Source organism: Aliarcobacter trophiarum LMG 25534, assembly GCF_003355515.1.
GTDB classification, from domain to species: Bacteria; Campylobacterota; Campylobacteria; order Campylobacterales; family Arcobacteraceae; genus Aliarcobacter; species Aliarcobacter trophiarum.
This window is the reverse complement of record NZ_CP031367.1, coordinates 1,869,631-1,896,622: the sequence shown is the minus strand read 5'-3', so window position 1 is coordinate 1,896,622 and position 26,992 is coordinate 1,869,631. Positions and strand designations below refer to the sequence as shown.

The following is a 26,992-nucleotide window of genomic DNA, read 5'->3' as shown; positions in this document are numbered from 1 at the left end:
TTTTATCTTATTTTGATTTAAATTGACTATAAATAGCTCTTTATTGGAATAAATTTAATCTAGGATATAATTTATATATAAAATTAAGAGTTTAGGAAATATTTTGAAAATAGCAGTTATTGGTGGTGGAGCAGCAGGGATTGTTGCTAGTATTATTGCAAAAAGATTAAACAAAAATTTGCAGATAGATATTTTTGATGCAAATAAAAGTTTAGGTAAAAAGATACTTGCAAGTGGAAATGGAAGATGTAATATTTCAAATAGAGAAGTTTCTAGTAAAAATTATTTAGGAGAGAATCCAGATTTTGTGGATTTTGCTCTAAAGGAGTTCTCTTTTAATACTTTTTCAAAGTTTTGTAAAACTTTGGGACTTATGCTTGATATTAAAGAGAATGGAAAAGTATATCCACTCTCAAATGAGGCAAAATCTGTAGTAAATCTTTTTGTTTTGGAGCTCGAAGCTTTGGGTGTGAATATCTTTTGTGAGCATTTTGTAGAGAGTTTAGAGAAGTGTGATGATAAATTTATAATAAAGACAGAGGTGAATAAAGAGCAAAAAATATATAAAGAGTATGATAAAGTTTTAATCTCTAGTGGCTTAGCTGCTGCTCCTCAACTAAATGCAAGTGAAATAGGTCTTAAAATAGCTTCAAACTTTGGGCACACTTATAATCCTACATATCCAAGTCTTGTTGGACTTCAAACACAAAATAGTTACAATGGAAAACTTCAAGGTGTAAAAAAAGAGTGCAGTGTTAGTCTATATATAAATGGAACTTTAGAAGAGGAGATTTTTGGAGATGTTTTGTTTACAAATTATGGAGTTTCAGGTTTTGCTATTTTAGATATTTCTCAAAGAGCAGTTTTGGCTCTTACTCAATTTTTGGATGTAGAACTTAGAATTAATTTTTTTCCAAAAGTTACAGTAAATGATTTATCAAATCAACTACAAAATATATTTAAAACTATAAAAAATCAAAAAGTATTAGACATTTTAACAGGTGTTGTATCAAATAAAATAGCTCCAGTATTATTAGAGGTTTGTAAAATTCCATTTGAGTTAAAAACGGATGATATAAATCAAAAGCAGATAAAAGCTTTATCCCATCAGTTGAGTTCATGGAGATTAAAAGTTGTAGATACACAAGGTTTTTCACATAGTGAAGCAAGTGGAGGAGGGATAAGAACTAGTGAAATAAATAATAAAACTTTTGAAAGTAAAATGGTAAAAAATCTATATTTTGCAGGAGAAGTTTTAGATATTGTTGGGAATAGAGGTGGTTATAATCTTCATTTTGCCTTTGCAAGTGGATACTTAGTTGGAAAAAACTTATTAAAATAGTAATAATAGATATTATCTCTAAAATTTTTAAGCAATATTTATTTAAATAATTTATTAGATATTAATTAGAAACTCTATAAAATAGCAAATCTCAAGTGACAAATAAGGGGCAAAAATGTTTAAAAATTTAAACACAAAGACAAAATTATTTCTATTTCCAATTATATTTATAGTTGCGATTTTAATAACGGCAACAATATATAGTTCATCTCTTAGTTATATAAAAGAGCGAATTTATGTATCATCAAAAACAACAGCGCTTATTGATGAGCTTCTCAAAGGTAGAATTGTAATTTATCAATTTATGTTAAATCCTACACAAAAAGGCAAAGAGGCTGTAGACATACAGTGGAATAAGCTACTAGAAGATACAAATGCTGTAAAAGAGATATTTAAATCTAAAGAAAATAAAGATTTAGCTCTTAAAACTATATCGGATATTAAAAATTATATGAAAGATATTGAAGTTTTAGCTAAACACTCTTTTTCAACAAATAAAGAGGAGACAAGAGAAGAGTTTGCTAAAACTATGCAAAGTATGATAAAACTTATTCAGAGTGTTGAAAAGAACTATGATGAGATGAATATAAGAAATGCAAATGCTAGAGATAATGCAATCACAAATTTAACTACTAATATGTCGCTTGTTGGGTTAATAGCTGCAATTATTTTTATAATTATCTCTATTTTTATAGCAAATAATATTGCTGGTTCGTTAAAAAACTTTAAAGAAGGGCTTCTTAGTTTCTTTAATTTTTTAAATAGAAAATCAGATGATGTTATAACTTTAGACCAAACTTCTACAGATGAATTTGGGGAGATGGCTAAACTTATAAATGAGAATATTGATATTGTCCAAGATAGTATTGAAAAAGATAATGAACTAATTGATGAAGCAAAAAAAGTTATGATAAGAGTTAGAAATGGTTGGTACTCTCAAACTATAGATAAATCAACACCAAATGCTTCTTTAGAAGAGTTTAAAAATGAACTAAATGAGATGATAAATCATACAAAAGAGAGATTTGAACATATAAATGAGATATTAGCATCTTATTCAAATTATGATTATAGACCTATCCTAGAACTTGGTAAAGATGATGAAGAGGGTGGAGTTTTAGAGAAGATGATTGTAGGAATAAAAGCTCTTCAAACAGCAATTACAAATATGTTAAAAGATAGTTTAGAAAGTGGAATGAGACTTGAAAACTCATCTAGAGTTTTAATTGAAAATGTAAATATTTTAAACCAGAGTTCAAATGAAGCTGCTGCAAGTCTTGAAGAGACAGCTGCTGCTCTTGAGGAGATAACAAGTACAGTTGTAAGTAACTCTAATAATGTTGTACAAATGACAAGCTACTCAAATGAGGTAAGTAACTCAGCTAAAAAAGGTCAAGCTATGGCAAAAAATACTGCAAATGCTATGGACGAGATAACTCTTCAAGTTTCACATATAAACGAAGCTATTAGCGTAATTGATCAAATTGCTTTCCAAACAAATATTTTATCTTTAAATGCAGCAGTTGAAGCTGCAACTGCTGGTGAAGCTGGAAAAGGATTTGCTGTTGTTGCTGGAGAGGTTAGAAATCTTGCAAATAGAAGTGCAGAAGCTGCAAGAGAAATTTCAAATATAGTTGAGATTGCAACAAATAAGGCTAAAGAGGGGAAAAATATCTCAGATTTAATGTATAAAGATTATGATGAGCTTTTAGGTAATATTGAAAAACAGGCAAATATGATAAGTGAGATTTCAAATGCGAGTAGAGAACAAGAAGCTGGTATTTCTCAAATTAATGATACAGTTACAATGCTTGACCAGAAAACTCAACAAAATGCGAATGTTGCTTCAAAAACTCAAGATATAGCAAATGATACAGATAGTATCTCTAAACATATAGTAGAAGATGTTTTGGCAAAAAGATTTTTAGGAAAAAATGAGATAACAAATAAGCTACAAACAAAAGATAGCAATAAAGAGATACAAGAGAATTTAAAAAAGATAGAGAAGATTGAAACTAAAAAAGAGTTTAAAGTTATAAAAGAGAATTCAAAAGATGATGAATGGGAGAGTTTTTAATAAATAATAAAACTCTTTTATTATTTTGTTGATAAATATCAAGAGCAAGATAGTTATAAAATAATAATATTTCTTTATTTTATAAGGAACTTGTTGTGTTTAAGAATCTTGATATTAAGAAAAAACTATATGTTTTTCCAACACTATTTTTTTTGATTATGATAGTTTCTGCTATTTTATATAATAATTCAATGAGTTATATAGAAAATAGAACAGCTATCTCTGAAAATGCCACAGAGATTAAGGCAAACTTGCTAAAAGCTAGAATTAGTGTATATCAGTTTATGCTAGATACAAGTAAGGAAAAAAGTAGTAGTGTTGTAGAGAATTTCTCAAAACTAAGTGAAGATATATCTCTATTTAAAACTACAATTTATATTCCCATAAATTTAAAAAGATGTGATGATAGTATAGCTTTAATAACAAAATATCTGGAAGTCTTTAATAAAATGTCAAAAGCAAAACTAGAAGATAATAATAAGCTTCTAATTGATTTTAATGGTGATATTTATATGATGGCAGAGATTGGAAAAGAGCTAGAATCAAAGATATTTGCTTTAAATGAGAATATTATAGGAATTAGAAATAGTGCTATAAAATCTCTTACAACACAACTAACAACTCTTGGAATAGTTACAATTTTAATCTTTCTTTTAGTCTCAACATATACTTCAAGAGATATAGTAAATACTCTAAATAACTTTAGAACAGGTCTTCAAACATTCTTTGATTTTCTAAATAGAAAATCAGATGATATTCAAACTTTGGATGATAAATATACGAATGAGTTTGGTCAAATGGCAAAGATGGTAAATGAGAATATCGCTATTTCTAAAGATAGAATTACACAAGATATTATTGTAATTGAAGAGGCAAAAGTTGTAATGGGAAGGGTTACAAATGGTTGGTATTCACAATTTATTGAATCAAATACGATAAATACCTCTTTAAATGAGTTTAAAAATAATGTTAATAGTATGATAAAAAATACTAGAGAGAGATTTGAAAAGATTGATGAGATACTTGAAGCCTATATAAAATACGATTATAGACCAACTTTAGAATTAAGTAAAACAGATGAGAAAGATGGCGTTTTACAGAGGCTTGTTTTAGGAATAAATGGTCTTCAACAAGCAATTATATCTATGTTAAGAAGTAGTTTAGAAACAGGCTTGACTCTTGAAAATACATCTCAAAAACTGATATCAAATGTTGATACACTAAATCAAAGTTCAAATAGTGCAGCTGCATCTTTGGAAGAGACAGCTGCTGCATTAGAAGAGATTACAAGCACAGTTATTAGTAATTCAAATAATGTAATACAAATGGAAAAGTATTCAAATGAAGTTAGTATTTCTGCTAAAAAAGGTCAAACCATGGCAAAAAGTACTGCAAACGCGATGGAGGATATTACAAATCAAGTTTTATATATAAATGAAGCTATTAGTATAATTGATCAAATAGCATTTCAAACAAATATTTTATCTTTAAATGCAGCAGTTGAAGCTGCAACTGCTGGTGAAGCAGGAAAAGGATTTGCTGTTGTTGCTGGTGAGGTTAGAAATTTGGCAAATAGAAGTGCAGAAGCTGCAAATGAGATAAAAAATTTAGTAGAAAAAGCTACAAGCAAAGCTAGCGAAGGAAAAGAGATATCAGATTTAATGATAAAAGATTATGATGTTCTATTAGGAAATATTGAGAAACAGGTAAATATGATAAATGAGATTTCAAATGCAAGTAAAGAGCAAGAAGCTGGTATTTCTCAAATTAATGATACTGTTACAATGCTTGACCAAAAAACTCAACAAAATGCAAATATTGCTTCAATTACACAAGAGATTGCAACTGTTACAGATAAAATTTCAAAGGAATTAGTAGAAGATGTTTTGGCAAAAAATTTTTTAGGTAAAAATGAGATAGCAAAGAGATTTTCTATAAAGGATATTGATGAGTTTAATAAGGATTAAGTAGAGCTTTTATCTCTTAAGCTTTACAACTTTTATATAGATATAAGAGTCATTTTATCTTTTCTTAAAATATATTATATCTTTAATAAGCAATAAAAGACTCACTGCTCCTAAAATATCTATAATTATATGTGTTGGGATATTTTTATAGTAACAAATCACTAGATAGATTAAAATAGGGTATTTGAAGAAATAGAAGAAAAAGATTAAACTACCAAATAGCTTATTCATAAACTCCACCTAAGCTTTTAAATATTTCAACTCTATTTTCCAACTCTTCAAGATATGTTTTAATCAAAGTTTTTTGTGAATTAATATAAGCTTTTTGAGCTATTAGCATATTTAAATAGCTTCCATAACCAATTTTATATGAGTTTAAAGCGATAGTATAAGCCTCTTCTACAGATAAACTTAGCTCTTTTTGGTTTTGTAGTTTTGAGTAGATATTTTTTCTTATAATTAAGCTGTCATTTACCTCTTTGAATGCTGTTTGAATACCCTTTTCATACTCTTTTAAAGCAATATCTTTTTGAGTTTCACTTAAATCTAGTTTTGCACTATTTTCACCAGCACTAAAAATTGGAATATTTATAGAAGGACTTATTTGCCAAAAACTATTTGAGCCTCTAAAAAGATTATCTAAACTAGAACTTGCAAATCCAGTATTTGCAGTAAGACTTATGCTAGGGAAAAATGCTGCTCTTGCTGCCCCAATATTTGCATTCTTTGATCTTAGTTTATACTCAAGCTCTTTAATATCTGGTCTGTTTAAAAGAATGTTTGAATTTATTTCACTATTTAAAAGTGCAATATAGTTATTATCTTTTTTTAACTCTTTTGGAATTAGATCTTCAGGTAAAGTTTCACCTAATAAAACTTCAAGAGAGTTAATATCTATTTGTACCAAATTTTCATAGTTTAATAGCTCATTTTGGCTCTCTTTTAAAACAGCAAAGCTAGATAAAACATCCTCTTTACTAATTACTCCAGCACTATATTTTTTATTAGTAAGTTCATATACACTATTTAGATTTTCGTTTAAACTTTTTTGTAGATTTAGATTCTCAATATTTGAAGCAAGGCTTAAGTATGAGTTAACAGTTTGCGAAATTAGAGTAAGTTTTGTACTATTTAATGCATATTGAGTGGCAAAAAAACTATTTCTTGCAGCATCATTTAAACTTCTATTTTTACCAAATAAATCAAGTTCAAAAACTGTTCCAACACCTGCTTTATAGTTGTTTTTTATTGTTTCATCTTTCTTTTCTCTATTAAAAGTACCACTTGCATCAATCTTTGGATATAGGTTTGACTCTTCAATTCTATATAAAGATTTTGACTCTTCAACTCTTAAAAGTGCTATTTGTAAATCTTTGTTATTTTCTAAAGCCCTATTTAGTATCTTTTTTAACTCTTCATTTATTACAAATTCAAAATTACTACTATTTTTATCTTTTGCTACTTCATAGTTCTTAAAGTTTTCAGGAATTACACTATTTTTATTTAAATCTAAATTTGGAGCCATTGATACACAAGAGCTAAAAAATAGTGATAAAAAGGCTAAACTCAAAGACTTTTTAAACATTTTTAGCTCCTTTATCAAATAGTTTTTTAATAATTATAAAAAATAGAGGAACAAAAAATATTGCTAAAACTGTAGCACTTATTGTTCCTCCTAAAATTGCTGTTCCTATTGCAATTCTACTATTTGCACCAGCTCCACTTGAAACAGCAAGTGGAATGATTCCAGCCATAAATGCTAATGAGGTCATAATTATTGGTCTTAGCCTTAGTTTAGCACCTTTAATTGCTGCTTCAAAAAGATTAGTTCCATCTTTATATGAACTATTTATAAACTCAACTATTAAAATTGCATTTTTACTAGCTAGTCCCATAACTGCTAAAAGTGCTACTTGAAAATATACATCATTACTTAAATCTCTAAAGAAGATTGCAAGAACTGTTCCAAAAACTCCTAAAGGAACAACTAATAAAACAGAAAAAGGTACACTCCAACTCTCATAAAGTGCTGCTAAACATAAAAATATAACCAAAATTGAGATAGAGTATAAAATTAATGTTTGGTTACTTGCGATTTTTTCTTGATATGATGCTCCACTATATTCATACATAAGCCCATTTCCTAAATTGTTTGCCATATTTTCCATCTCTTTCATAGCATCTCCAGAGCTTATATTATGTGCAGCACCTCCTTGAATTTCATATGAGATAAATCCATTAAATCTTGTAAGTTCTTCAGGTGCATAAACCCAAGAAAAAGAGCTAAATTCACTAAATGGAGTCATATTACCACTATTATTTATTACTTTCCATTTATATAAATCCTCAGGAGCAGCTCTAAAAGGAGCATCTCCTTGAATATAAACTCTTTTTATTCTAGTTTTATCGATATAATCATTTACATAAATTCCACCCCAAGCTGCACTTAAAGTAGTATCTATATCTTTGATATTTACTCCTAAAGATAGAGCTTTTTGTGTATCATAAGAGATTTTTAATTGAGGAGACTCTTCTGTTCCATCTGCTCTAATTGAGTTAATTTTTGTATTACTTCTAGCCTCATCTAATAGTTTATCTTTTGCAACTCTTAGCTCTTCTCTACTAATATTTGAATTTGCTAGAAGTTGAAATTCAAAGCCATCGCTACTTCCTAATCCTTGAATAACACTAGGATTTATGATAAATACTCTTGCATCTCTTATAAAATATTTGCTATTTGGGTCATTAAAGGCTTTTGTAGATCTTTTACTTATCTCATCTACATGATTATTTTTATCTCTTAAATCCCAATTTTTAAGTGATACATAAGCAGTTCCTACATTTTGACCACTACTTCGTGAGCTAAATCCTGAGATTGTAAATATTGTGTTTAATGCCTCTTTCTCTTCTTGCATAAAATAGTCTCTTATAATATTTGCAACATCAACTGTTCTTTGTGCAACTGCACCAACAGGAAGTGTATATTGTACCATCAAGCTTCCTTGATCCTCTTTTGGCAAAAAACTAGTTGGAAGTTTTATAAAAATATAAGAGGTTGCTAGAATGATTACTAAATAAAAAGCCATCCATCTTTTTGGTTTAAATAGCAGTTTTTCAACCCAAAGTTTATATCTATTTGTAAAGCTTTCAAATTTTGTATCAAACCAAAAGAAAAATCCACTATTTTTCTCTTCTTTATTATCTTTGTGAGCTTTCAAAATAGTTGAACATAGAGCTGGAGTTAGTGTAAGTGCTACAATTACAGATAAAACCATAGAAGAGATAATTGTAATAGAAAATTGTCTATATATTATTCCAGTACTTCCACTAAAAAATGCCATAGGTAAAAATACTACAGATAAAACAGTTGTTATTCCTATTAAAGCACCAGTTACCTCTTGCATAGATAAAATAGTTGCCTCTTTAGGATTTAATCCTTTCTCCTTCATATTCCTTTCAACATTTTCAACAACAACAATAGCATCATCAACTAAAAGACCAATTGCTAAAACTAAAGCAAACATAGTTAGAGTATTTATTGTATATCCAAAAATATTTAAAATGGCAAAAGTTCCTAAAAGTACAACAGGAACGGCAATAGCAGGAATAAGTGTAGCTCTAAAACTCTTTAAAAATAAAAACATAACCAAAACAACTAAAATAATTGCTTCAACTAAAGTCTTTACAACTTCATTTATTGAAGCTTTTATAAAGTGTGTAGTATCTCTAGGATAGGCGATTTTATATCCTTCTGGTAAAATATTTTCATTTTGTTCTAAAAAATCTTTTACTCTATTTGAAGTTGCGACTGCATTTGCACCACTTGCAAGTTGAATAGAAATCCCTGAAGCTGGAAAACCGTTTAGTGCTGTAACATTACTATAATTTTGGGCTCCAATTTCAACTCTTGCAACATCTTTTATCTTTACCGAACTACCATCTAAATTTGATTTTAAAACAATATTTTCAAACTCTGGAACAGTTTTAAACATACTTCTAGCAGTCACTACAACTGAAAGTTGTTGTTTATCAACTGTTGGCATAGCACCTAGTCTTCCTGCACTTGCTTGTGAGTTTTGAGCTAAAATTGCATTCTCAACATCTTTTGGAATAAGCTTATATTTCTCTAGTTTATAAGGATCTAACCAAATCCTCATAGCATATTGACCACCAAAGACTTGTACATCTCCAACACCTTCAATTCTTGAAATACTATCTTGAAGATTACTTACTAAAAAATCACTAATATCTGTTTTATCAGCTAAACCATTTGAGTCATAAATACTAGCCATCATTAAAAAATCACTTTGTGATTTAAAAACTCTAACTCCTTGTCTTTGCACATCTTCTGGAAGTCTTGAGAGAATCTGATTTACTTTATTTTGAACTTGAACTTGTGCAATATCAGCATTTACTTCTTGAGAAAAAGTGATTTTAATTTTTGAACTTCCAGCTGAACTTGAACTTGAAGAAAAATATATCATTCCATCAAGACCAGTTAGTTGTTGCTCTATTATTTGAGTTACACTATTTTCAACAGTTTGGGCATCTGCACCACTATATGTTGCATTTATATTTATTTGTGGAGGAACAATATCAGGATACTGTTCAACTGGTAAAATGTATAGACTAATAATCCCACTTATCATAATAATAAGTGAAATTACCCATGCAAAAATAGGACGAAATATAAAAAATTTAGCAATCATATTTTAATCTTTATACTTATTTGTTAAATCTTTAGCAATAACAGTAGTTCTATTATTTATCTTATTTAAACCTTCAATTATAATCTTATCACTCTCCTCTATCCCATCTAAGATTATCCAACTGTTCTCAAATGATCTTTGTATCTGAATAATTCTTGTAGTAGTTTTATTTTCAGGAGTGATTAGAGTAATAATTGGGTTTGCTTTTTGGTCTCTTAAAACAGCTTGTTGGGGAAGTAAAAAACCATTAACTTCTTTTTGGCTTTTTAGTGTAGCTTTTGTCATCATTCCAGGGAGTAAAAGATTATTTGGGTTTGAGAAAATAGCTCTTAGTGTTACAGTTTGGCTATTTTCATCTACGCTTAGCTCTTTTGCTTCAAGTTTTCCTTCCAAATTATAGGGTGTGTTGTCATCAAATTTTAGATTTACACTAATACCATCTTCGAAATTTATTATATTTCTAAGAGCTAAAATCTCATTATATGATTGTGTTAAATCTACAAAAACTGTTTTTGTATCTTTGATAGTTGCTAACTCTTCTGATTGATTTGCATTTACTAAAGCACCAACTGTTACATTTGAAATTCCAATATAACCACTAATTGGAGCTTTTATATCACATCTAGCTAAATCTATTTTTGTATTCTCAAGTTCAGCAATTCTTTGCTCTACTAAAGCTTTTGCTTGAAGAAAAGAGGCTTTTATATCATCAACTTCTTGTTGTGAAATTCCATCAAACTTTAGAAGTTCATCTGCTCTTCTTTGTTTTGATTCAAGGCTTTTAAGATTTGCCCTTGCACTATTTAATAAAGCTTGTGCTTGGTTAACACTTGCTTTATAACTTGAATTATCAATTTTATATAAAATATCCCCTTGTTTTACAAAACTCCCCTCTTTAAATAGTTGTTTTTCTATAATTCCACCTATTTGTGGACGAATAAGAGCCTCTTCTTTTGCTTTTACTTTTCCTAAAAGCTCCAATTCAACGCTTATAGGCTCTTTTTTAACATTTATATAACCAACTTCAATTGATGCTTGAGTATTTGTTGTTTGTTCTTTTTGTTCACAAGAAGTGAAAATAAGAGTTATGAGTAGTAGTGAGAAAATATTTTTATGGTATTTCAAGATGGGCCTTTTTAAATTTTTTAAAGATTTTATAATAGCTATATTAACCAAAATTTAATATATTAACAAGCTTCCTAATTAATATTTTTACTTAATTTTAGGTATTATAGAAATTCATTTTTTAAAGGATATTTATGGGTAAAAGTATGGTAGATTTAACACAAAGTGACTACAACTGTAATGTTGCTTTTTATATTCATCTAAAAGAGTTCAATCAAAATGTAAGAGATGATTTAGAAAAAAGAGTTAGTGAGGTTTTCTTCTTTTCCAAAGGTGTAGATTGGAAGTTTGATAGTTTTGGTATTGAAAAAGCTGGAGAGAGAAAAACTGAGATTTTAGGCTTTTTTATATTTAGAAGTACAGAAGTTGAAAAATTAAAAAAACTATTTTTAGAAGAGTTTAAAGATTATTCAAATGCAATAAAAATCTCATGCTCTGTTGCAAAATATCAAAAAACTTGTGAAGAGTTTTTTGAGTTAGAACTTTAAATAGTTTAATTACAATTTTATTTAACATAATTGGTAATTTTTTAGTTTTTATATATATTTAGGTAAAATCAAAGAATTTTTTTAAATATAGAAGGAGAAAATATGCCAAAGAATGGTTTAAATATAAAGTTCTACAAAGAGGATAATATTCCACTTGAACTTCACAAAGTAAGAGTTGTACAAAAGTTACATTTAGTACCTATTGAAAGAAGACTTGAAGCTTTAAAAGAGGGTGGTTTTAATACTTTTAGATTAAATACAAAAGATGTTTTCCTAGATATGTTAACAGATAGTGGAACAAATGCTATGAGTGATCAACAACTAGGTGCTATGATGATAGCAGATGATGCATATGCAGGAAGTCAAAGCTTTGTTAAATTCCAAAAAGCAGTTGAAGATGTTTTAGGAAAAAAATATCTTCTTCCTGCTCACCAAGGAAGAGCAGCTGAAAATATTATCTCTAGAACTTTTATAAAAAAGGGTGATACTGTTCCTATGAACTATCACTTTACAACATCTATGGCACATATCACTGAAAATGGCGGAAAAATTGAAGAGCTTTTATATGATGAAGCTTTTGTAATTAACTCGAAGCATCCATTTAAAGGAAATATGAATATCGAACTTCTTGAAGAGTCAATTAAAAAAAATGGGAAAGAGAATATTCCATTTATTAGAATGGAAGCTTCAACAAATCTAATAGGCGGGCAGCCTTTTTCTATTGCAAACTTAAGAGATGTTAGAAAAGTAGCAGATAAATATGGAATTATGCTTGTACTTGATGCTAGTTTAATTGGAGAAAATGCATATTTAGTTATGCAAAGAGAAGAAGAGTTTGAAGATAAAACTATGAAAGAGATTATTCATGAAATGACTTCTTTGGCAGATATTATCTATTTCTCAGCTAGAAAGTTAAGCTCTTCAAGAGGTGGGGGAATTTGTACAAATGATGAAAAAATCTATAAAAAACTTGAACCTCTTGTACCACTATATGAAGGATTCCTAACTTATGGTGGTATTTCTGTAAGAGAGATAGAGGCTATTGCTGTTGGTTTATATGAAACTTTAGATGAGACTATGATTTCACAAAGTCCAAAATTTATTGAGTATTTGGTAAATGCTTTAGATAAAAAAGGAATTCCAGTTGTTACACCAGCTGGTGTTTTAGGATGCCATGTTGATGCTATGCAAATTTGTAAACATATTCCACAAACACAATATCCAGCAGGCGCATTTGCTGCTGCATTTTTCCTAATTTCAGGAGTTAGAGGGATGGAGAGAGGAAGTGTTTCAAACCAAAGAGATGAAGATGGAAATGAAACTTATGCTGATATGGAGCTTTTAAGACTTGCAATTCCTAGAAGAGTATTTACACTTTCACAAATTAAATATGTAGAAGATAGATTAACTTGGCTTTATGACAATAGAGAATTAATAGGTGGTTTAAGATTTACATACGAACCACCAGTTTTAAGATTTTTTATGGGTGGACTAGAACCAGTTTCAGATTGGCCAGAAAAACTAATAGCTAAATTCAAAAAAGATTTTGGAGATAGTTTATAATTCTTAAAAGAAGAGAGTTTTTGCTCTCTTTTTTATAAATTAGAAAATTTGAAAGATAATATGTAGTTTAAAACTAAAAATAGCTTTATAAAATATAGCTAATAAAAAACTGCAAACCAAATAGTTGGTTCATCTTGGCTTGTAAATTTTACTCTATGTTTTTGAAAAGCATCTATATTTATGCAATCACCTTTTTTAAGTTCAACTTCACAATCTTCAAATTGTAAAATTGCACATCCACTTAAAAGTAAAATATACTCACTTTTATCTTGCTCATACCAAAAGTTTTCAGGTGATTTCTGACCATTTGAGACAATTTTCTCTATTTTTATTTTATCATCTCTGAAAATTTCAAAAAATTGTTCATCTTTTTTATCTACTATTGTTTTTTCAAATATATTATATTTTTCTACCATTTACTCTTCTTATATCGATTTTTAGGTATCTTACTATATTTTTTATAAAAACCAAATATATACTTGATTATTTTACTATGCTTTGTAGAGAAGCCCATACATTCCATAATTATATAAATTTGATTAAAAGACTTGACATTTAAAAAGAAATTCTCTATAATTCCACATAGATTTAAACCATATTAAAAAACAAAGGATTTAAAATGCAAAAAGATACAATTGCAATCCATACTGGATATGATAAAAAAAATGGAAATGGAGAGATGGCAGTTCCAATTTCTCAAACAACAGCTTATGCTTTTAGAGATAGTGAACATGCAGCAAATCTGTTTGCATTAAAAGAGTTAGGACCAATTTATACAAGACTAAATAATCCTACAAATGATATTTTAGAACAAAGATATGCTCAACTAGAAAATGGTGCAGCAGCTCTTGTAACTGCAAGCGGTGCTAGTGCAGTATTCTATTCAATAGCTAACATTGCTGAATCTGGAGATAATATTTTAATCTCTGATAAGCTTTATGGTGGAAGTGTAACTCTATTTCATTTTACTTTAAAAAGATTTGGAATTAGTGTAAAAACTTTCAAAAGTGATGATGCATCTGATTTAGAGAGTTTAATAGATGATAAAACAAAAGGTATCTTTTTTGAATCATTATCAAATCCTCAAATTGCAATTCCAGCAATGGATAAAATTGTAGAGATTGCAAAAAAACATGGAATAATCACTATTTGTGATAATACTGTTGCAACAGCAACACTATTTAACCCAATTAAAATTGGTGTTGATATTGTTGTTCACTCTACAAGTAAATATACAAGTGGAAATGGTACAGCTCTTGGTGGAGTTATAGTTGAAAGAGATAACTTAGCAGAATTTTTTAAACAAAATAGTACAAAATATCCACAATTTACAACTCCTGATGCTTCATATCATGGGCTTGTATATACAGATGTTCCGCTTCCTGTATTTTGTTTAAGAGCTAGATTATCTTTATTAAGAGATATTGGAGCAACTCCTGCACCATTTAACTCATGGCTTTTAATTCAAGGATTAGAGACTTTAAGTCTTAGAGTCGAGAAGCATTCAAATAATGCTTTGAAAGTTGCAGAGTTCTTAAAATCTCATAAAAAGGTACAAAATGTATCTTACCCAGGATTAAAAGGTGATAAGTATTATGATAAAGCACAAAAATATTTCAAAAATGGATTAGCAAGTGGTCTTATCTCTTTTGAAGTAGAGAGTTTTGAAGAGGCAAAAAGAGTAATTGATAGCGCAAAATTGTTTAGTGTAGTTGTAAATATTGGAGATAGTAAATCTTTAATAGTTCATCCAGCTTCAACAACTCACTCTCAATTAAATGAAGAAGAGCTAAGAAAAGCTGGAGTAAATCCAACGACTATTAGGTTATCAATTGGTTTAGAAGATACAGCTGATTTAATTGAAGATTTAAATCAAGCATTAAATAAGTAGTTTGATATGCCATTGATTTCAACAAAGGGGGTGTATGGTTTGGCTGCTATTTATGAGTTAAGCAAACATAGTGATGATACTCCCATGCAAATAAAGGATATTTCAGCAAATGCCTCTATTCCTCAAAACTACTTAGAACAACTTTTAAGTAAGTTAAGACGAGCGGATTTGCTTATAAGTACAAGAGGGGCTAGAGGTGGTTACCTTTTGGCAAAAAGTCCAAAAGAGATAAAGATAGTAGATATCTTAATAGCTCTTGAAGATGATATAAAAATAGTAGATGCAAAAATTGATAATCCAATCTTAAATCTACTTTTTGAAGAGTCAAAAGAGAAAACAAAAAAGATATTTGATTTAACTTTGGCTGATTTAGATAAATATGAAGGTAGATATAACAATTTTCTACATTATAATATTTAATAAAATTGTGGTTTTTCTTATATAGAATTGAATGTATAGGTTCCTTTCAAATGGGAATCAATTGAGTAAGGCTTTTTTCTAAAGTACTTTAGGTTTTTGCTACTTTTTTTAGCTTCACTGCGTTTGATACAAGACTACGCGATGGATACGAGACTATAAACTCTGCTATAAAAAGTAATAATTTAACATATAGGTTTCCTAAAACAGGAACCATTTGAAAGGATAATATATGAAATTCGCAAACAATATAACAGAATTAGTAGGAAATACACCACTTGTAAAATTACAGGATGCAAGTAATATTAGTGGAGCAATAGTATTAGGAAAATGTGAGTTTATGAACCCTAGTTCTAGTGTAAAAGATAGAATAGGTGTAAATATGATAAAAGAAGCACTAAAAAATGGAGAAATTAATACAAATTCAACAATAATTGAACCAACAAGTGGAAACACTGGAATTGCACTTGCAAGTGTTAGTGCAGCATTAGGATTAAAACTTATTCTTGTAATGCCATCATCAATGAGTGTTGAAAGAAGAAGACTTCTTCAAGCTTTGGGAGCTAAATTAGTTCTTACACCTGCTGAAAAAGGGATGAAAGGTGCTATTGAAAAAGCAAATGAGATAAGAAATGAGACTCCTAACTCAATTATTTTACAACAGTTCCAAAATGCATCAAATCCAGCAATACATAGAGAGACAACAGCTCAAGAGATTTTAAAAGATACTGATGGAAAAGTTGATATTTTTATAGCTGGTGTTGGAACAGGTGGAACATTAACTGGTGTTGGTGAAATATTAAAAGCACATAACCCAAATATTAAGATAATTGCAGTTGAGCCAGAAGCATCTCCTGTTTTAAGTGGTGGAAATCCTGGACCTCATAAGATTCAAGGAATTGGAGCTGGATTTGTACCTGATGTTTTAAATACAAAGGTATATGATGAAGTTATTAAAATTGGAAATGATGATGCAATAGAAAGTTCAAGAGAGTTAGCAAAAACAGAAGGACTTTTAGTAGGAGTATCTTCAGGTTCAAATGCATTAGCAGCAAAAATTGTTGCTTCAAGACCTGAAAATAAAGGTAAAACAATTGTAACAATTTTATGCGATACTGGTGAGCGATATTTAAGCTCAGGTTTATATGACTATACAGAAGAATAAAACTTCTGTTTAGCTTTAAAATAGGAAGAGTATGCACGAAAAACCATATAGATCGGTCGCAAAAGCAATATCCTGGCGAACGGTTGGAACACTTGATACGATTATAGTATCTTATTTTATAACGGGTAATTTAGTTATGGCAGCTTCAATTGGAACTATTGAAGTTATTACAAAAATGGTTTTATACTACTTTCATGAAAGAGCTTGGAATAGAATAAAGTTTGGTACAGTAAAACCAACAGAAAACGATTATCAAATTTAAGGCAAATTATGAGTTTAGAAATAGTAGAGAGTATAAAAGAAAAAATCTCCTCTTTAAATACGAGTGATTTAATCAAATATATAATAAATAATTATAAAAATGTAGCTTTAAGTTCAAGTTTAGGGGCAGAAGACCAAGTCTTAACAGACATGATATTTAAAGTAGATAAAAACAGTAGAGTATTTACGCTTGATACTGGAAGACTACATAGTGAAACTTATAAAGTTATGGATGCAACAAATTTAAAATATGATGTGAAGATAGAAGTCTTTTTCCCAAAATCTGAAGATGTAGAGAAACTATATCTTACTCAAGGGGTAAATGGTCACTTTGAAAGTATTGGAAATAGAAAAAACTGTTGTAATATTAGAAAAATCGAGCCTTTAAAAAGAGCTTTAGAAAATGTGGATATTTGGATAACTGGTTTAAGAGCTAGTCAAGGTATAACAAGAGAAACTATGCCACTTATTGAGTGGGATGAGAATTTTAAGGTTATAAAACTAAACCCACTTATAAATTGGAGTGAGAAAGAAGTTTGGGAGTATATAAAAGCAAATAGTGTTCCATATAATAAACTTCACGATAGTGGTTATCCTAGTATTGGTTGTGAACCATGTACAAGAGCTATAAAAGAAGGTGAAGATATAAGAGCAGGAAGATGGTGGTGGGAAAATCCTGAACATAAAGAGTGTGGGTTACATAAAAAATAAAAAGGAAAAATATTAAATGTTAGATACAAAACAATTAACACATTTAAAACAACTTGAAGCTGAATCAATTCATATTATTAGAGAAGTTGTTGCAGAGTTTGATAATCCTGTTATGATGTATAGTGTTGGAAAAGATTCAGCTGTTATGTTGCATTTAGCTCTAAAAGCTTTTGCACCTGCAAAATTACCATTTCCACTTTTACATGTGGATACTTTATGGAAATTTAAAGAGATGATAGCTTTTAGAGATAAAAGAGCAAAAGAGGAGGGGTTTGAACTATTAGTTCATACAAATCCTGAAGGAATTGCTATGGATATTAACCCTTTTACTCATGGATCAGCTGTACATACAGATATTATGAAAACTCAAGGCTTAAAACAAGCATTAAATAAATATAAGTTTGATGCTGTTTTTGGTGGTGCTAGAAGAGATGAAGAGAAAAGTAGGGCAAAAGAGAGAATATACTCTTTTAGAGATAAAAACCATAGATGGGATCCAAAAAATCAAAGACCTGAACTTTGGAATATTTATAACTCAAGAGTTCATAAAGATGAGAGTATTAGAGTTTTTCCACTTTCAAACTGGACAGAACTTGATATTTGGCAATATATCTATCTTGAGCAAATTCCAATAGTGCCACTTTATTTTGCAGCAAAAAGACCAGTTGTTGAAAAAGATGGTGTAAAAATTATGGTTGATGATGAAAGAATGCCAATAGGAAAAGATGATGAAATAAAAGAAGAGATGGTTAGATTTAGAACTCTTGGATGTTATCCATTAACAGGAGCAGTAAATTCAACTGCCTCAACACTTGAAGAGATTATAAAAGAGATGCTTTTAAGTAAAACAAGTGAGAGACAAGGAAGAGTAATAGATAGTGATAGTGCTGGGTCTATGGAGAAGAAAAAAATTGAAGGATATTTTTAAGATGGCAAATATAGAAAAAATCGATGATATAAAAGCTTATTTAAAAGAGCATGAAGATAAACAACTTCTTAGATTTATCACTTGCGGAAATGTTGATGATGGAAAATCTACTCTAATTGGAAGATTATTACATGATAGCAAAGGGATTTTTGAAGACCAACTTGCAACGATAAAAAAAGATAGTAAAAAAAACAATACAACAGATGGTGAATTTGATCTCTCTTTATTGGTTGATGGTCTTCAAAGCGAGAGAGAACAAGGTATTACAATAGATGTTGCATATAGATATTTTACAACTCCAAAAAGAAAGTTTATTATTGCTGATACTCCTGGACATGAACAATATACTAGAAATATGGCAACTGGTGCTAGTACAGCAAACCTAGCAATTATCCTAATAGATGCAAGATATGGAGTACAAACTCAGACAAAAAGGCACTCTTTTATTAACAAACTTTTAGGAATAAATCATATTGTTGTAGCAGTTAATAAAATGGACTTAATGGATTTTAGAGAAGATATTTTTAATAAGATAAAAGAGGATTATCTGAAATTTGCAAAAGAGTTAGGTCTTACACAAAATATTACACTTATTCCACTATCTGCTTTAAATGGTGATAATGTAGTTGAAAGAAGTTCTAAATCTTCTTGGTATAAAGGTAAAACTTTGATAGAACATTTAGAAGATGTAGAGATTGATAGCGATAGAGATTTAACTCATTTTAGATTCCCAGTACAATATGTAAATAGACCAAATCTTGATTTTAGAGGTTTTTGTGGAACAGTTGCAAGTGGGATAATAAAAGTTGGAGATGAGATTACTGTACTTCCTTCTAAAAAAAGTTCAAAAGTAAAAGAGATTGTGACTTATGATGGGAATTTAGAGTATGCTTATGCACAACAAGCTATTACTTTAACACTTGAAGATGAGATAGATATTAGTCGTGGAGATGTAATTGTTAAAAGTGACGAACAAGCTGATGAAGCAAGTAATTTTGATGTTGATTTAGTTTGGCTTAGTGAAGATCCACTTATTAAAGGAAAACAATATTTTATAAAAAGGGCAACAAGTACAACAGTTGGAACAATTGCTCAGATATATTATAAAACAGATGTAAATACACTTCTTCAAAGTTCTGCAAATTCGCTTAACTTAAATGAAATAGCAAGAGCAAAACTTGATTTAGAACAAATAATTGCATATGACTCTTATGATAAGATAAAGGCCATGGGAAGCTTTATTATTATAGATAGAGTTACAAATAATACTGTTGGTGCTGGAATGATAAGAGCAAAATCTAGTGATCAAAGCAAAAAAGATAGCTCTTATAGTGCTTTTGAGATAGAGTTTAATGCTCTTGTTAGAAAACATTTTCCACATTGGGAGTGTAAAGAGATTTTTTAGTAGGAGTTTAAATGTCCGCAATTATAAATATAGAGAAACTAAAAAAAGATATAAACAGTGAAGATATTTTATCTTCACTGTTTTATTATGCAGTTTTTGGAGAAAAAATATCCCAAAATGATTTGGAGAGATTTAAGTGGCATGGGATTTATGCACAAGATGAAGAGCAAAACTTTTTTTCCCTTAAAATACCTCTAAATTTAGGAGAGTTGAATTTGGCTCAATTAGAGTCTATTTTAAATATTTTAGATATCTTTTCTCTACAAAAGTTCTCTTTCAAAGATGGTCAGAAATTAGAGATTGATAGTTTAAAATTAAGTGATATTCCAGAAGTTTTCAATATCCTAAATAGTGTTGGTTTAAAAAGCTTTTATGAGTCTAGCCATAGTATAAAAAAGGTATTAACTTGTCCTGTAAATGGGCTTGATACTACACAGATTTTTGATGTAGAAGAGTTAGCTAAGAAATTAAATGATAGTTTTGTTGAGAATAAAAACTTTTTTAATTTACCTAACTCTTTACAGTTTGCAATAAGTGGTTACCGTGAGGGTTGTGATGCTGGATTTACTCCTGATATTAGTTTTAATGCTTTTAAAAATAGCAGAGAAAAGATAGTTTTTGATTTGAAAATTTTAGATAATGTTGTAGCACAATTAACTAGTTCACAAATAATAAAAACAGCAAGAATAATAGCTAGTGTATATAGAGATTTTGGAAATAGAGAAAAAAATAGTAATTTTAGAGAGTTTTTAGATGAGTTTACACTTGAGAGTTTTTGTGATATTTTAAGTTCAAATCTAGATATAAAACTAGAAAATAATAAGAAATTAGAAATATTAAATAGCCCTAAAAAACCTAGAATGGGAATAAATAAAAGCACAAATGATGGTTACTCTTTTATAGGGTTAAGGAGTTTAAAAAAAGAGCTAAGTAAAGAAGAGTTAGTAAATCTAATAAAAGAGATGAAAAATAGTAGTGCAACAAAACTAAAAATTACACATAAATCAAATATTATAATATTAGATGTTCCTACAAAAAATAGTGAGAATTTAGTAAAATCTCTAAAAAAGAGTGGATTAACTTTAGAATAAATAGTTGAAAAACAACTATTTATAACTTCTTATAATCAAAAATCCTATAAGTGATAAAAAGGTTATACTAAAAGCTATCACAAAAAATCCATTATCACCAAAATTTAGAGCAATAGAAGATATTATTGCTCCTAAACCAAATTGTAAAACACCAATAACTCCACTAGCAACTCCAGCATTTTTTGAAAAGTGTTCAATAGCCAAAGACATACAATTTCCAAAAATAAATGCCATCATACTCATATATGAAGCTATTATGATAATAGTATAAATTAGAGTCATATCTTTATGAATTAATAAAAATATTAAACCAATAAAAAATTGAACTAAAATAGCAGTTTTGGTAATATCAATAGCTTTGTGATTTTTAAGAAGATTTACATTTACTTTTATCATAGCTATTAAAATAATAAAATTTATACCAAAAAAGAGTGGAAAATAGTCTGTTCTTATGCCAAAGTATTCAATATAAATATAAGATGTTTTTGCAATAATAATAAAAAAAGCTCCAAAACTAATAGCAAGAACCAACATAGCTTTCATAGCTTTTTTATGAGTTAAAACAAGTTTGTATGATTGAATAATGTTTTGTTTTGTATATGTAAAGCTCTCTGGCAAATCTTTATGTATAAAGAATGCTACTACTAAAGCATATATTGTGAGAAATACAAAAACTCCTTCCCAAGGGAAAAAGTGAATAATAGCCGCTCCAAATACAGGAGCTAAAAGAGGAGCCAAACTTCTAACCATTCCAATAAGAGAGAAAACTTTTGCAGCTTCTTGTCCACTAAATCTATCTCTTACAGCAGCAGTTGCATTTACAACAGTGATTCCTCCAAAAAATGCCTCTATAAATCTATAAAACCAAAGTTCATAGATATTTGAGCTAAAAATGATTAAAAAGCTAAAAAGAGCGAAGCCAGAAAGTCCTAAAATAGAGCCAAATCTTCTACCATATCTATCAGAAATTGGACCTCCAAATATTTGTCCAACAGCAAATCCTATTAAAAAAATAGATAAAGATAGCTCAATTTTATGAATATCTACATTAAAAAACTTTGCAATCTCTGGAATAGATGGTAAATATGTATCAACCCCCATAGGAGCAACTGAAGATAAAATAGATAATAGAATAATTAAATATATATGATTGATTGATTTTCGCATAAAAACTCTTTTGTAAATAAAAAATATAAGAAAGATAAAATATTAGTAAAAAATATAGAAGTAAAAAAAGAGGAAATTTCCTCTTTTTTTTATTTTAGCATACTATTTAACATCCATAGATTTTTTTCTAATTTTGCAACATGGTCATCTGCAAAAGCTTCTGTTCCTCTGTCATCACATTCAGATGCAAGTTTACTTAGTTTTTTAAACTCAGCTAAAAGATAAGTAAAATCAGAAGTTATTTTTTCAACTATCTCTTTTGATTTAAAGCTAGAAGCAGTTTCTGTTTTAATCTTTGTAGTTTTTACTAAATCATCAATTGTTAAAAGTGCAACTCCACCTAAAATAATTGCTCTTTCAGCAGTATCATCATATAAAACTCCCATTTCATTGTAAACACCTTCTGTGTATGTATGAACTGGATGAAAATCCATCCCTTTTACATTCCAATGGTAGTTGTGGAGTTTTATATAAAGGGCATGAGCATCGGCTTGGATTTGATTTAACTGTTTAATTACATTTGACATTTTTAATCCTTCTCTAATAAAATAAGAGACTATTATATAGGCATAAAATTAATTTGTCAATAATAGTTGACAATTTTTAATTATTTTAGATTTAAAGAAAGTATTACTATTTTATAAATTAATATTAAAACAATCTTAAAAAATATAGTTATTTATGTAAAGATTATTTATATTGAGATACAATCATAATTGAGAGTTTCAAATAGTTATTTCTTAAATTAATAAAGAACCCTTGAAATTTCAGAAATATAAAAAGGGGTATATTATGAGAAAAATATGTTTATTTTTAGCACTTCTATTATCAAATAGCTTATTAGCAAATGATGTTTGGTATGCAAGTAGTGTTAAGAATCTTTTTGAAAATTCAAAAAGTACAACAATAAAGGGAAGGTTATTACCAACTTCGAAGATTGAAGTTTTAGGAGAAGTTGATGGTAGATATAAAATCAAAATAAGTGGTTTTGTAAAAGAGGGTACGGAGCATGCTATTTATTTTGCACAAAAAAATAGAATATTAGTTGCAGGGTTATCAAAAGGTAGTAATTTTGAGGTTCTAAGTTCAACAAATATAGATAAAAGTGATTTTAAAGAGATATCAGTTGTTGCCTTTGTTGAAAAGGATAGTTTAACAAAAGATTTAAACTCTTTATATGTACAAGCTGATGAGTTATATAAAAATAATTGCGGAATTTGTCATAGTGCACATAATATAAAAGAGTTTACAGCAAATCTTTGGCCAAGTGTAATGAAGTCAATGCTTAGTAGAACAGCTTTAACAAAAGAGGATAACTACCTAGTAGTTCAATATTTACAAAAACATGCAAAAGATATGGAATAAGGAGCAGAAATGAGAAAGATAGATCAAAAAAGAAGAGGGGTTTTAAAACTTGCAGTATTATTTGCAGCAGTTCCTTTTGTTGATGTGGTATCAAATAGAACAAACTTATTAGCTGCCACTGTATCAAGATTTTCTACAACTTTAGTAACAAATGGTGAAGTATTAACAGCAGCTCACTGGGGAATGTTGAAACTTACAATAAAAGATGTAAAGATTGTAAAATCTGAACCTTATCAAAAAACTTCTGATATTTTTAACTCTTTACAATATTATACACAAGATTTAGTATATGCGAAAGATAGAATAAAATATCCAATGGTTAGGAAGTCTTATTTAGAAAACCCAAATAGTTCAAAACCTGAGTTAAGAGGTAAAGATGAGTGGGTTAGAGTTTCATATGAAGAAGCTATTAAATTAATAGCGGGAGAGCTTAAAAAAACTAGAGAAGACAGAGGTGCAGAAGGTATTTTTGCAGGAAGCTATGGATGGAAAAGTAGTGGAAATATGCATAACTCAAGAGTATTGTTACATAGATTTATGAATACAATAGGTGGGTTTACAGGTTCTTTAGGAGATTATTCAACAGGAGCTGCACAAGTTATTATGCCTCATGTACTAGGGACTATTGAGGTGTATGAGCAACAAACATCTTGGCCAGTTGTACTTGAAAGTTCAAAAGTTGTTGTAATTTGGGGTGCAAATTTGATGAGAACATTAAAAATCTCTTGGACATCAACAGATGAGCAAGGATTTAAATATTTACAAGAGCTAAAAAAATCAAATAAGCAGATAATCTGTATAGATCCAGAAAAAAATGAGACTTGTACATATTTAGATGCGAAATGGGTTCCAATTACTCCAGGAACAGATGTTGCACTTATGATGGGAATGGCATATCATCTACTAAAAACAGATAATTATGATAAAGTTTTTTTAGACGAATATACAGAAGGCTTTGATGAATTTAAAGAGTATCTACTTGGAAAAAAAGATAAAGTTGCAAAAGATACGAAATGGGCATCAAAGATTTGTGGAATAGATGAAGCAACTATCAAAGAGCTAGCATTATTGATGTATAATAATAGAACAATGATAATGGCAGGATGGGGAATTCAAAGAGCTCAATATGGCGAGCAGACTCATTGGATGATTGTAACTTTAGCTTCAATGCTAGGTCAAATAGGACTTGCTGGTGGTGGATTTGGATTTTCGTATCATTACTCAAATGGTGGAGTTCCTACAGCAAAAGGTGGGAAAATTGGAGGTATAACTTCTACAATAACTTCTACACAAAATACAGGGGGATCTTCTTGGCTTGAAAAAACTGCAAAGTTCTCTTTCCCAGTTGCAAGAATCGCAGATGCACTTTTAAATCCTGGAAAAGTAATAGAACATAATGGTTCAAAGATTACATATCCAGATATAGATTTTGTATATTGGGTTGGTGGAAATCCTATGGTTCATCATCAAGATACAAATACATTAGTAAAAGCTCTTAGAAAACCAAAAACTATTGTTGTAAATGAGATTTTCTGGACTCCAACTGCTAGAATGGCAGATATTGTTATGCCAGTTACAACAAGTTATGAAAGAGATGATATTACTATGAGTGGAGATTACTCAAATTTAAATATCATTCCAATGAAACAAGCAGTAGAGAGACAAAATGAAGCAAAAGATGATTACGATATCTTTTGTGATTTAGCAAAAGAGTTTGGTGTATTAAAAGATTATTCTCAAAACAAAACAGCCTTAGAGTGGATTGAGGAGTTTTATTTAAGTGCTTATAATCAAGTAGAAAATATTGGTTTAAATATACCTAAGTTTAAAGAGTTTTGGGAAGCAAATAAGCCTGTAACTTTTGAAGTTCCACAAGAGAATGCAGAGTTTGTAAGATATGCAGATTATAGGGAAGATCCAATTTTAGAACCACTAGGTACTCCTTCTGGAAAAATAGAGATATTTTCAAAAGTAATTGAAAATATGAATTATGATGATTGTAAAGGACATCCAACTTGGTTTGAGCCAGATGAGTGGTTAGGAATGAAAAATAAAGATGCAGAGTTTGCTCTAATTACATCTCATCCAGATCATAGACTTCACTCACAATTAAATAATACATCTTTAAGAGAAAAATATGCAGTTGCAAATAGAGAACCAATTTTTATAAATAAAAAAGATGCAAAATCTAAAGGGATAAAAGATGGTGATCTTGTAAGAGTTTATAATAAAAGAGGTGAGATTTTAGCAGGAGCAGTACTTACAGATAAGCTAAAAAGAGGTGTTGTAAGAGTAGATGAAGGTGCTTGGTATGATCCACTTGAAAGGGGTAAAATAGGTACAATTTGTCTAAATGGAAATGTTAATGTTCTTACAAAAGATATTCCAACTTCAAAATTAGCAAATGGAAATAGCTCAAATACAGCATTAGTAAATATTGAGAAATATACAAAAAAAGCAAAAGATATATCTATCTTTAAACAGCCTTAATAGTTACAATAAAGCCAAAAGGCTTTATTGTCTATTTTAAAATATTTAAAATATCTAAAGGTGATTTTACTATAAAATCAGCTCCAAACTCTTTTAGTTCTTTTTCATCCCTAAATCCCCATAAAACACCAATTGCTTTCATATTGGCACTTTTAGCAGTTTGCATATCAACTTTTGTATCACCAACAAAAAATATATCACTACAAGGAGTATTTAAAGCTTCTGCAATTTTAATTGCTGCTATTGGACTTGGCTTTTTTGGAGTATCAGTTTTTTGTCCATGAACTTCTATAAAAGGGTAATCTTTGAATATAGTTTTTACATACTCTTTGGTCATTAAATCAGGTTTATTAGATAATACTGCAAGATTATAATCTCTTTTTACAAGCTCATCTAGGAGTTCGAAAATACCATCATAAGGTTTTGTATTCTTATGAAGATTTCCATCATAAATGTCTTTAAACTCCTTTATAAGAGTATCTTTTAAATCTAAATTATCTCTTAGAACATTTAAAACAAGTTCATCAACTCCATAACCAACAAAATACTTATACTCATCAACACTATATGTTTTTAAATTTAATTTTTTTAAAGCTTCATTCATACAAATAGCAATATCATAAATGGAGTCTAAAAGTGTGCCATCTAAATCAAAAATAACTGTTTTTTTCACTCTTTTTCCTTTTTAAAATTTTTAGATTTTATCAAAAAAATATAAAAATGAGATTTTAGGTAACAAAATAAAAATTTTCTATAAAAGTATAGATGCTTGTGAAATAGGGCTTTAAAATAAAAGTGTAACTTTTTGTTAAAAAAGTAGCATAGATTGG

The 26,992-nt window shown here is 29.1% G+C and carries 22 protein-coding genes; 15 read left to right on the top strand and 7 right to left on the bottom strand.

Going from position 1 to position 26,992, the window contains the following annotated elements:
• Positions 1 to 103 precede the first annotated feature (103 nt).
• The 3 genes from ATR_RS09710 (at position 104) to ATR_RS09700 (ending at position 5,386) form a co-directional block, all read left to right on the top strand.
• A complete protein-coding gene (locus ATR_RS09710) occupies positions 104 to 1,342 on the top strand; it encodes a BaiN/RdsA family NAD(P)/FAD-dependent oxidoreductase (RefSeq protein ID WP_115429327.1) in 1,239 nt (412 codons plus the stop codon).
• A gap of 115 nt (positions 1,343 to 1,457) precedes the next feature.
• On the top strand, positions 1,458 to 3,419 hold the full coding sequence (locus ATR_RS09705; protein ID WP_115429325.1) for a methyl-accepting chemotaxis protein: 1,962 nt from the start codon (positions 1,458 to 1,460) through the stop codon (positions 3,417 to 3,419).
• A 95-nt stretch (positions 3,420 to 3,514) separates the two neighbouring features.
• Positions 3,515 to 5,386, top strand: a complete 1,872-nt coding sequence (locus ATR_RS09700) for a methyl-accepting chemotaxis protein (RefSeq protein WP_115429323.1) — start codon at positions 3,515 to 3,517, stop codon at positions 5,384 to 5,386.
• 223 nt (positions 5,387 to 5,609) lie between these two features.
• Here the strand turns inward: ATR_RS09700 and ATR_RS09695 are convergent, their stop codons facing one another.
• Genes ATR_RS09695 through ATR_RS09685 form a run of 3 tightly spaced genes read right to left on the bottom strand, consistent with a single transcriptional unit; the run spans position 5,610 to position 11,220 of the window.
• The gene (locus tag ATR_RS09695) at positions 5,610 to 6,971 is read right to left on the bottom strand and encodes an efflux transporter outer membrane subunit (RefSeq protein WP_115429321.1); all 1,362 of its coding nucleotides are present in this window, start codon (positions 6,969 to 6,971) and stop codon (positions 5,610 to 5,612) included.
• The gene (locus tag ATR_RS09690; protein WP_115429319.1) at positions 6,964 to 10,095 is read right to left on the bottom strand and encodes an efflux RND transporter permease subunit; all 3,132 of its coding nucleotides are present in this window, start codon (positions 10,093 to 10,095) and stop codon (positions 6,964 to 6,966) included. Before ATR_RS09690 ends, ATR_RS09695 begins: the two co-directional genes overlap by 8 nt.
• A 3-nt stretch (positions 10,096 to 10,098) precedes the next feature.
• Positions 10,099 to 11,220, bottom strand: a complete 1,122-nt coding sequence (locus ATR_RS09685; RefSeq protein WP_228254233.1) for an efflux RND transporter periplasmic adaptor subunit — start codon at positions 11,218 to 11,220, stop codon at positions 10,099 to 10,101.
• A 134-nt stretch (positions 11,221 to 11,354) separates the two neighbouring features.
• Between ATR_RS09685 and ATR_RS09680 the strand changes: the two genes are divergently transcribed.
• Complete coding sequence (locus ATR_RS09680; protein ID WP_115429317.1) at positions 11,355 to 11,708, top strand: hypothetical protein; 354 nt, start codon at positions 11,355 to 11,357, stop codon at positions 11,706 to 11,708.
• Positions 11,709 to 11,810: 102 nt separating this feature from the next.
• Complete coding sequence (locus ATR_RS09675) at positions 11,811 to 13,271, top strand: tryptophanase (protein WP_115429315.1); 1,461 nt, start codon at positions 11,811 to 11,813, stop codon at positions 13,269 to 13,271.
• Between the two features lie 98 nt (positions 13,272 to 13,369).
• Here ATR_RS09675 and ATR_RS09670 read toward each other — a convergent pair whose 3' ends face one another.
• On the bottom strand, positions 13,370 to 13,687 hold the full coding sequence (locus ATR_RS09670) for a cupin domain-containing protein (protein WP_115429313.1): 318 nt from the start codon (positions 13,685 to 13,687) through the stop codon (positions 13,370 to 13,372).
• Between the two features lie 203 nt (positions 13,688 to 13,890).
• Between ATR_RS09670 and ATR_RS09665 the strand changes: the two genes are divergently transcribed.
• The 8 genes from ATR_RS09665 to ATR_RS09630 all read left to right on the top strand — a co-directional run bounded on the left by ATR_RS09665 (position 13,891) and on the right by ATR_RS09630 (position 21,140).
• Complete coding sequence (locus ATR_RS09665; RefSeq protein ID WP_115429311.1) at positions 13,891 to 15,162, top strand: O-acetylhomoserine aminocarboxypropyltransferase/cysteine synthase family protein; 1,272 nt, start codon at positions 13,891 to 13,893, stop codon at positions 15,160 to 15,162.
• 6 nt (positions 15,163 to 15,168) lie between these two features.
• The gene (locus ATR_RS09660) at positions 15,169 to 15,582 is read left to right on the top strand and encodes an RrF2 family transcriptional regulator (protein ID WP_115429309.1); all 414 of its coding nucleotides are present in this window, start codon (positions 15,169 to 15,171) and stop codon (positions 15,580 to 15,582) included.
• A gap of 229 nt (positions 15,583 to 15,811) precedes the next feature.
• Positions 15,812 to 16,744: a cysteine synthase A gene (cysK, locus tag ATR_RS09655; protein WP_115429307.1), complete on the top strand. Its 933-nt coding sequence runs from the start codon at positions 15,812 to 15,814 to the stop codon at positions 16,742 to 16,744.
• Between the two features lie 31 nt (positions 16,745 to 16,775).
• On the top strand, positions 16,776 to 17,006 hold the full coding sequence (locus ATR_RS09650) for a DUF2061 domain-containing protein (protein ID WP_115429305.1): 231 nt from the start codon (positions 16,776 to 16,778) through the stop codon (positions 17,004 to 17,006).
• An 8-nt stretch (positions 17,007 to 17,014) separates the two neighbouring features.
• Positions 17,015 to 17,716, top strand: a complete 702-nt coding sequence (locus ATR_RS09645; protein WP_306457758.1) for a phosphoadenylyl-sulfate reductase — start codon at positions 17,015 to 17,017, stop codon at positions 17,714 to 17,716.
• Positions 17,717 to 17,732: 16 nt separating this feature from the next.
• Positions 17,733 to 18,644: a sulfate adenylyltransferase subunit CysD gene (gene cysD, locus ATR_RS09640; RefSeq protein ID WP_115429301.1), complete on the top strand. Its 912-nt coding sequence runs from the start codon at positions 17,733 to 17,735 to the stop codon at positions 18,642 to 18,644.
• Position 18,645: 1 nt separating this feature from the next.
• The gene (gene cysN / locus ATR_RS09635) at positions 18,646 to 20,049 is read left to right on the top strand and encodes a sulfate adenylyltransferase subunit CysN (protein WP_115429299.1); all 1,404 of its coding nucleotides are present in this window, start codon (positions 18,646 to 18,648) and stop codon (positions 20,047 to 20,049) included.
• A gap of 11 nt (positions 20,050 to 20,060) precedes the next feature.
• Complete coding sequence (locus ATR_RS09630) at positions 20,061 to 21,140, top strand: sulfite reductase (protein ID WP_115429297.1); 1,080 nt, start codon at positions 20,061 to 20,063, stop codon at positions 21,138 to 21,140.
• A 15-nt stretch (positions 21,141 to 21,155) separates the two neighbouring features.
• Here the strand turns inward: ATR_RS09630 and ATR_RS09625 are convergent, their stop codons facing one another.
• Both ATR_RS09625 and ATR_RS09620 read right to left on the bottom strand, forming a co-directional pair.
• Complete coding sequence (locus ATR_RS09625; protein WP_115429295.1) at positions 21,156 to 22,307, bottom strand: multidrug effflux MFS transporter; 1,152 nt, start codon at positions 22,305 to 22,307, stop codon at positions 21,156 to 21,158.
• A gap of 89 nt (positions 22,308 to 22,396) precedes the next feature.
• On the bottom strand, positions 22,397 to 22,834 hold the full coding sequence (locus tag ATR_RS09620; protein ID WP_115429293.1) for a Dps family protein: 438 nt from the start codon (positions 22,832 to 22,834) through the stop codon (positions 22,397 to 22,399).
• A gap of 265 nt (positions 22,835 to 23,099) precedes the next feature.
• On the opposite strand from ATR_RS09620, the gene ATR_RS09615 reads away from it, so the two are divergent.
• A complete protein-coding gene (locus ATR_RS09615) occupies positions 23,100 to 23,672 on the top strand; it encodes a cytochrome C (RefSeq protein ID WP_115429292.1) in 573 nt (190 codons plus the stop codon).
• A 9-nt stretch (positions 23,673 to 23,681) separates the two neighbouring features.
• On the top strand, positions 23,682 to 26,162 hold the full coding sequence (locus ATR_RS09610) for a molybdopterin guanine dinucleotide-containing S/N-oxide reductase (RefSeq protein ID WP_115429291.1): 2,481 nt from the start codon (positions 23,682 to 23,684) through the stop codon (positions 26,160 to 26,162).
• Between the two features lie 31 nt (positions 26,163 to 26,193).
• On the opposite strand, the gene ATR_RS09605 is transcribed toward ATR_RS09610, so the two are convergent.
• Positions 26,194 to 26,835 (bottom strand): HAD family hydrolase, encoded by a 642-nt coding sequence (locus ATR_RS09605; protein ID WP_115429290.1) that lies wholly within the window; start codon positions 26,833 to 26,835, stop codon positions 26,194 to 26,196.
• Between the last annotated feature and the right edge of the window lie 157 nt (positions 26,836 to 26,992).

Coding starts and splice junctions, on each gene's coding strand:
- ATR_RS09705 (WP_115429325.1), top strand. CDS start 1,458: ATGTTTAAAAATTTAAACACAAAGACAAAATTATTTCTATTTCCAATT.
- ATR_RS09695 (WP_115429321.1), bottom strand. CDS start 6,971: ATGTTTAAAAAGTCTTTGAGTTTAGCCTTTTTATCACTATTTTTTAGC.
- ATR_RS09690 (WP_115429319.1), bottom strand. CDS start 10,095: ATGATTGCTAAATTTTTTATATTTCGTCCTATTTTTGCATGGGTAATT.
- ATR_RS09680 (WP_115429317.1), top strand. CDS start 11,355: ATGGGTAAAAGTATGGTAGATTTAACACAAAGTGACTACAACTGTAAT.
- ATR_RS09675 (WP_115429315.1), top strand. CDS start 11,811: ATGCCAAAGAATGGTTTAAATATAAAGTTCTACAAAGAGGATAATATT.
- ATR_RS09670 (WP_115429313.1), bottom strand. CDS start 13,687: ATGGTAGAAAAATATAATATATTTGAAAAAACAATAGTAGATAAAAAA.
- ATR_RS09665 (WP_115429311.1), top strand. CDS start 13,891: ATGCAAAAAGATACAATTGCAATCCATACTGGATATGATAAAAAAAAT.
- ATR_RS09660 (WP_115429309.1), top strand. CDS start 15,169: ATGCCATTGATTTCAACAAAGGGGGTGTATGGTTTGGCTGCTATTTAT.
- cysK (WP_115429307.1), top strand. CDS start 15,812: ATGAAATTCGCAAACAATATAACAGAATTAGTAGGAAATACACCACTT.
- ATR_RS09650 (WP_115429305.1), top strand. CDS start 16,776: ATGCACGAAAAACCATATAGATCGGTCGCAAAAGCAATATCCTGGCGA.
- ATR_RS09645 (WP_306457758.1), top strand. CDS start 17,015: ATGAGTTTAGAAATAGTAGAGAGTATAAAAGAAAAAATCTCCTCTTTA.
- cysD (WP_115429301.1), top strand. CDS start 17,733: ATGTTAGATACAAAACAATTAACACATTTAAAACAACTTGAAGCTGAA.
- cysN (WP_115429299.1), top strand. CDS start 18,646: ATGGCAAATATAGAAAAAATCGATGATATAAAAGCTTATTTAAAAGAG.
- ATR_RS09630 (WP_115429297.1), top strand. CDS start 20,061: ATGTCCGCAATTATAAATATAGAGAAACTAAAAAAAGATATAAACAGT.
- ATR_RS09625 (WP_115429295.1), bottom strand. CDS start 22,307: ATGCGAAAATCAATCAATCATATATATTTAATTATTCTATTATCTATT.
- ATR_RS09620 (WP_115429293.1), bottom strand. CDS start 22,834: ATGTCAAATGTAATTAAACAGTTAAATCAAATCCAAGCCGATGCTCAT.
- ATR_RS09615 (WP_115429292.1), top strand. CDS start 23,100: ATGAGAAAAATATGTTTATTTTTAGCACTTCTATTATCAAATAGCTTA.
- ATR_RS09610 (WP_115429291.1), top strand. CDS start 23,682: ATGAGAAAGATAGATCAAAAAAGAAGAGGGGTTTTAAAACTTGCAGTA.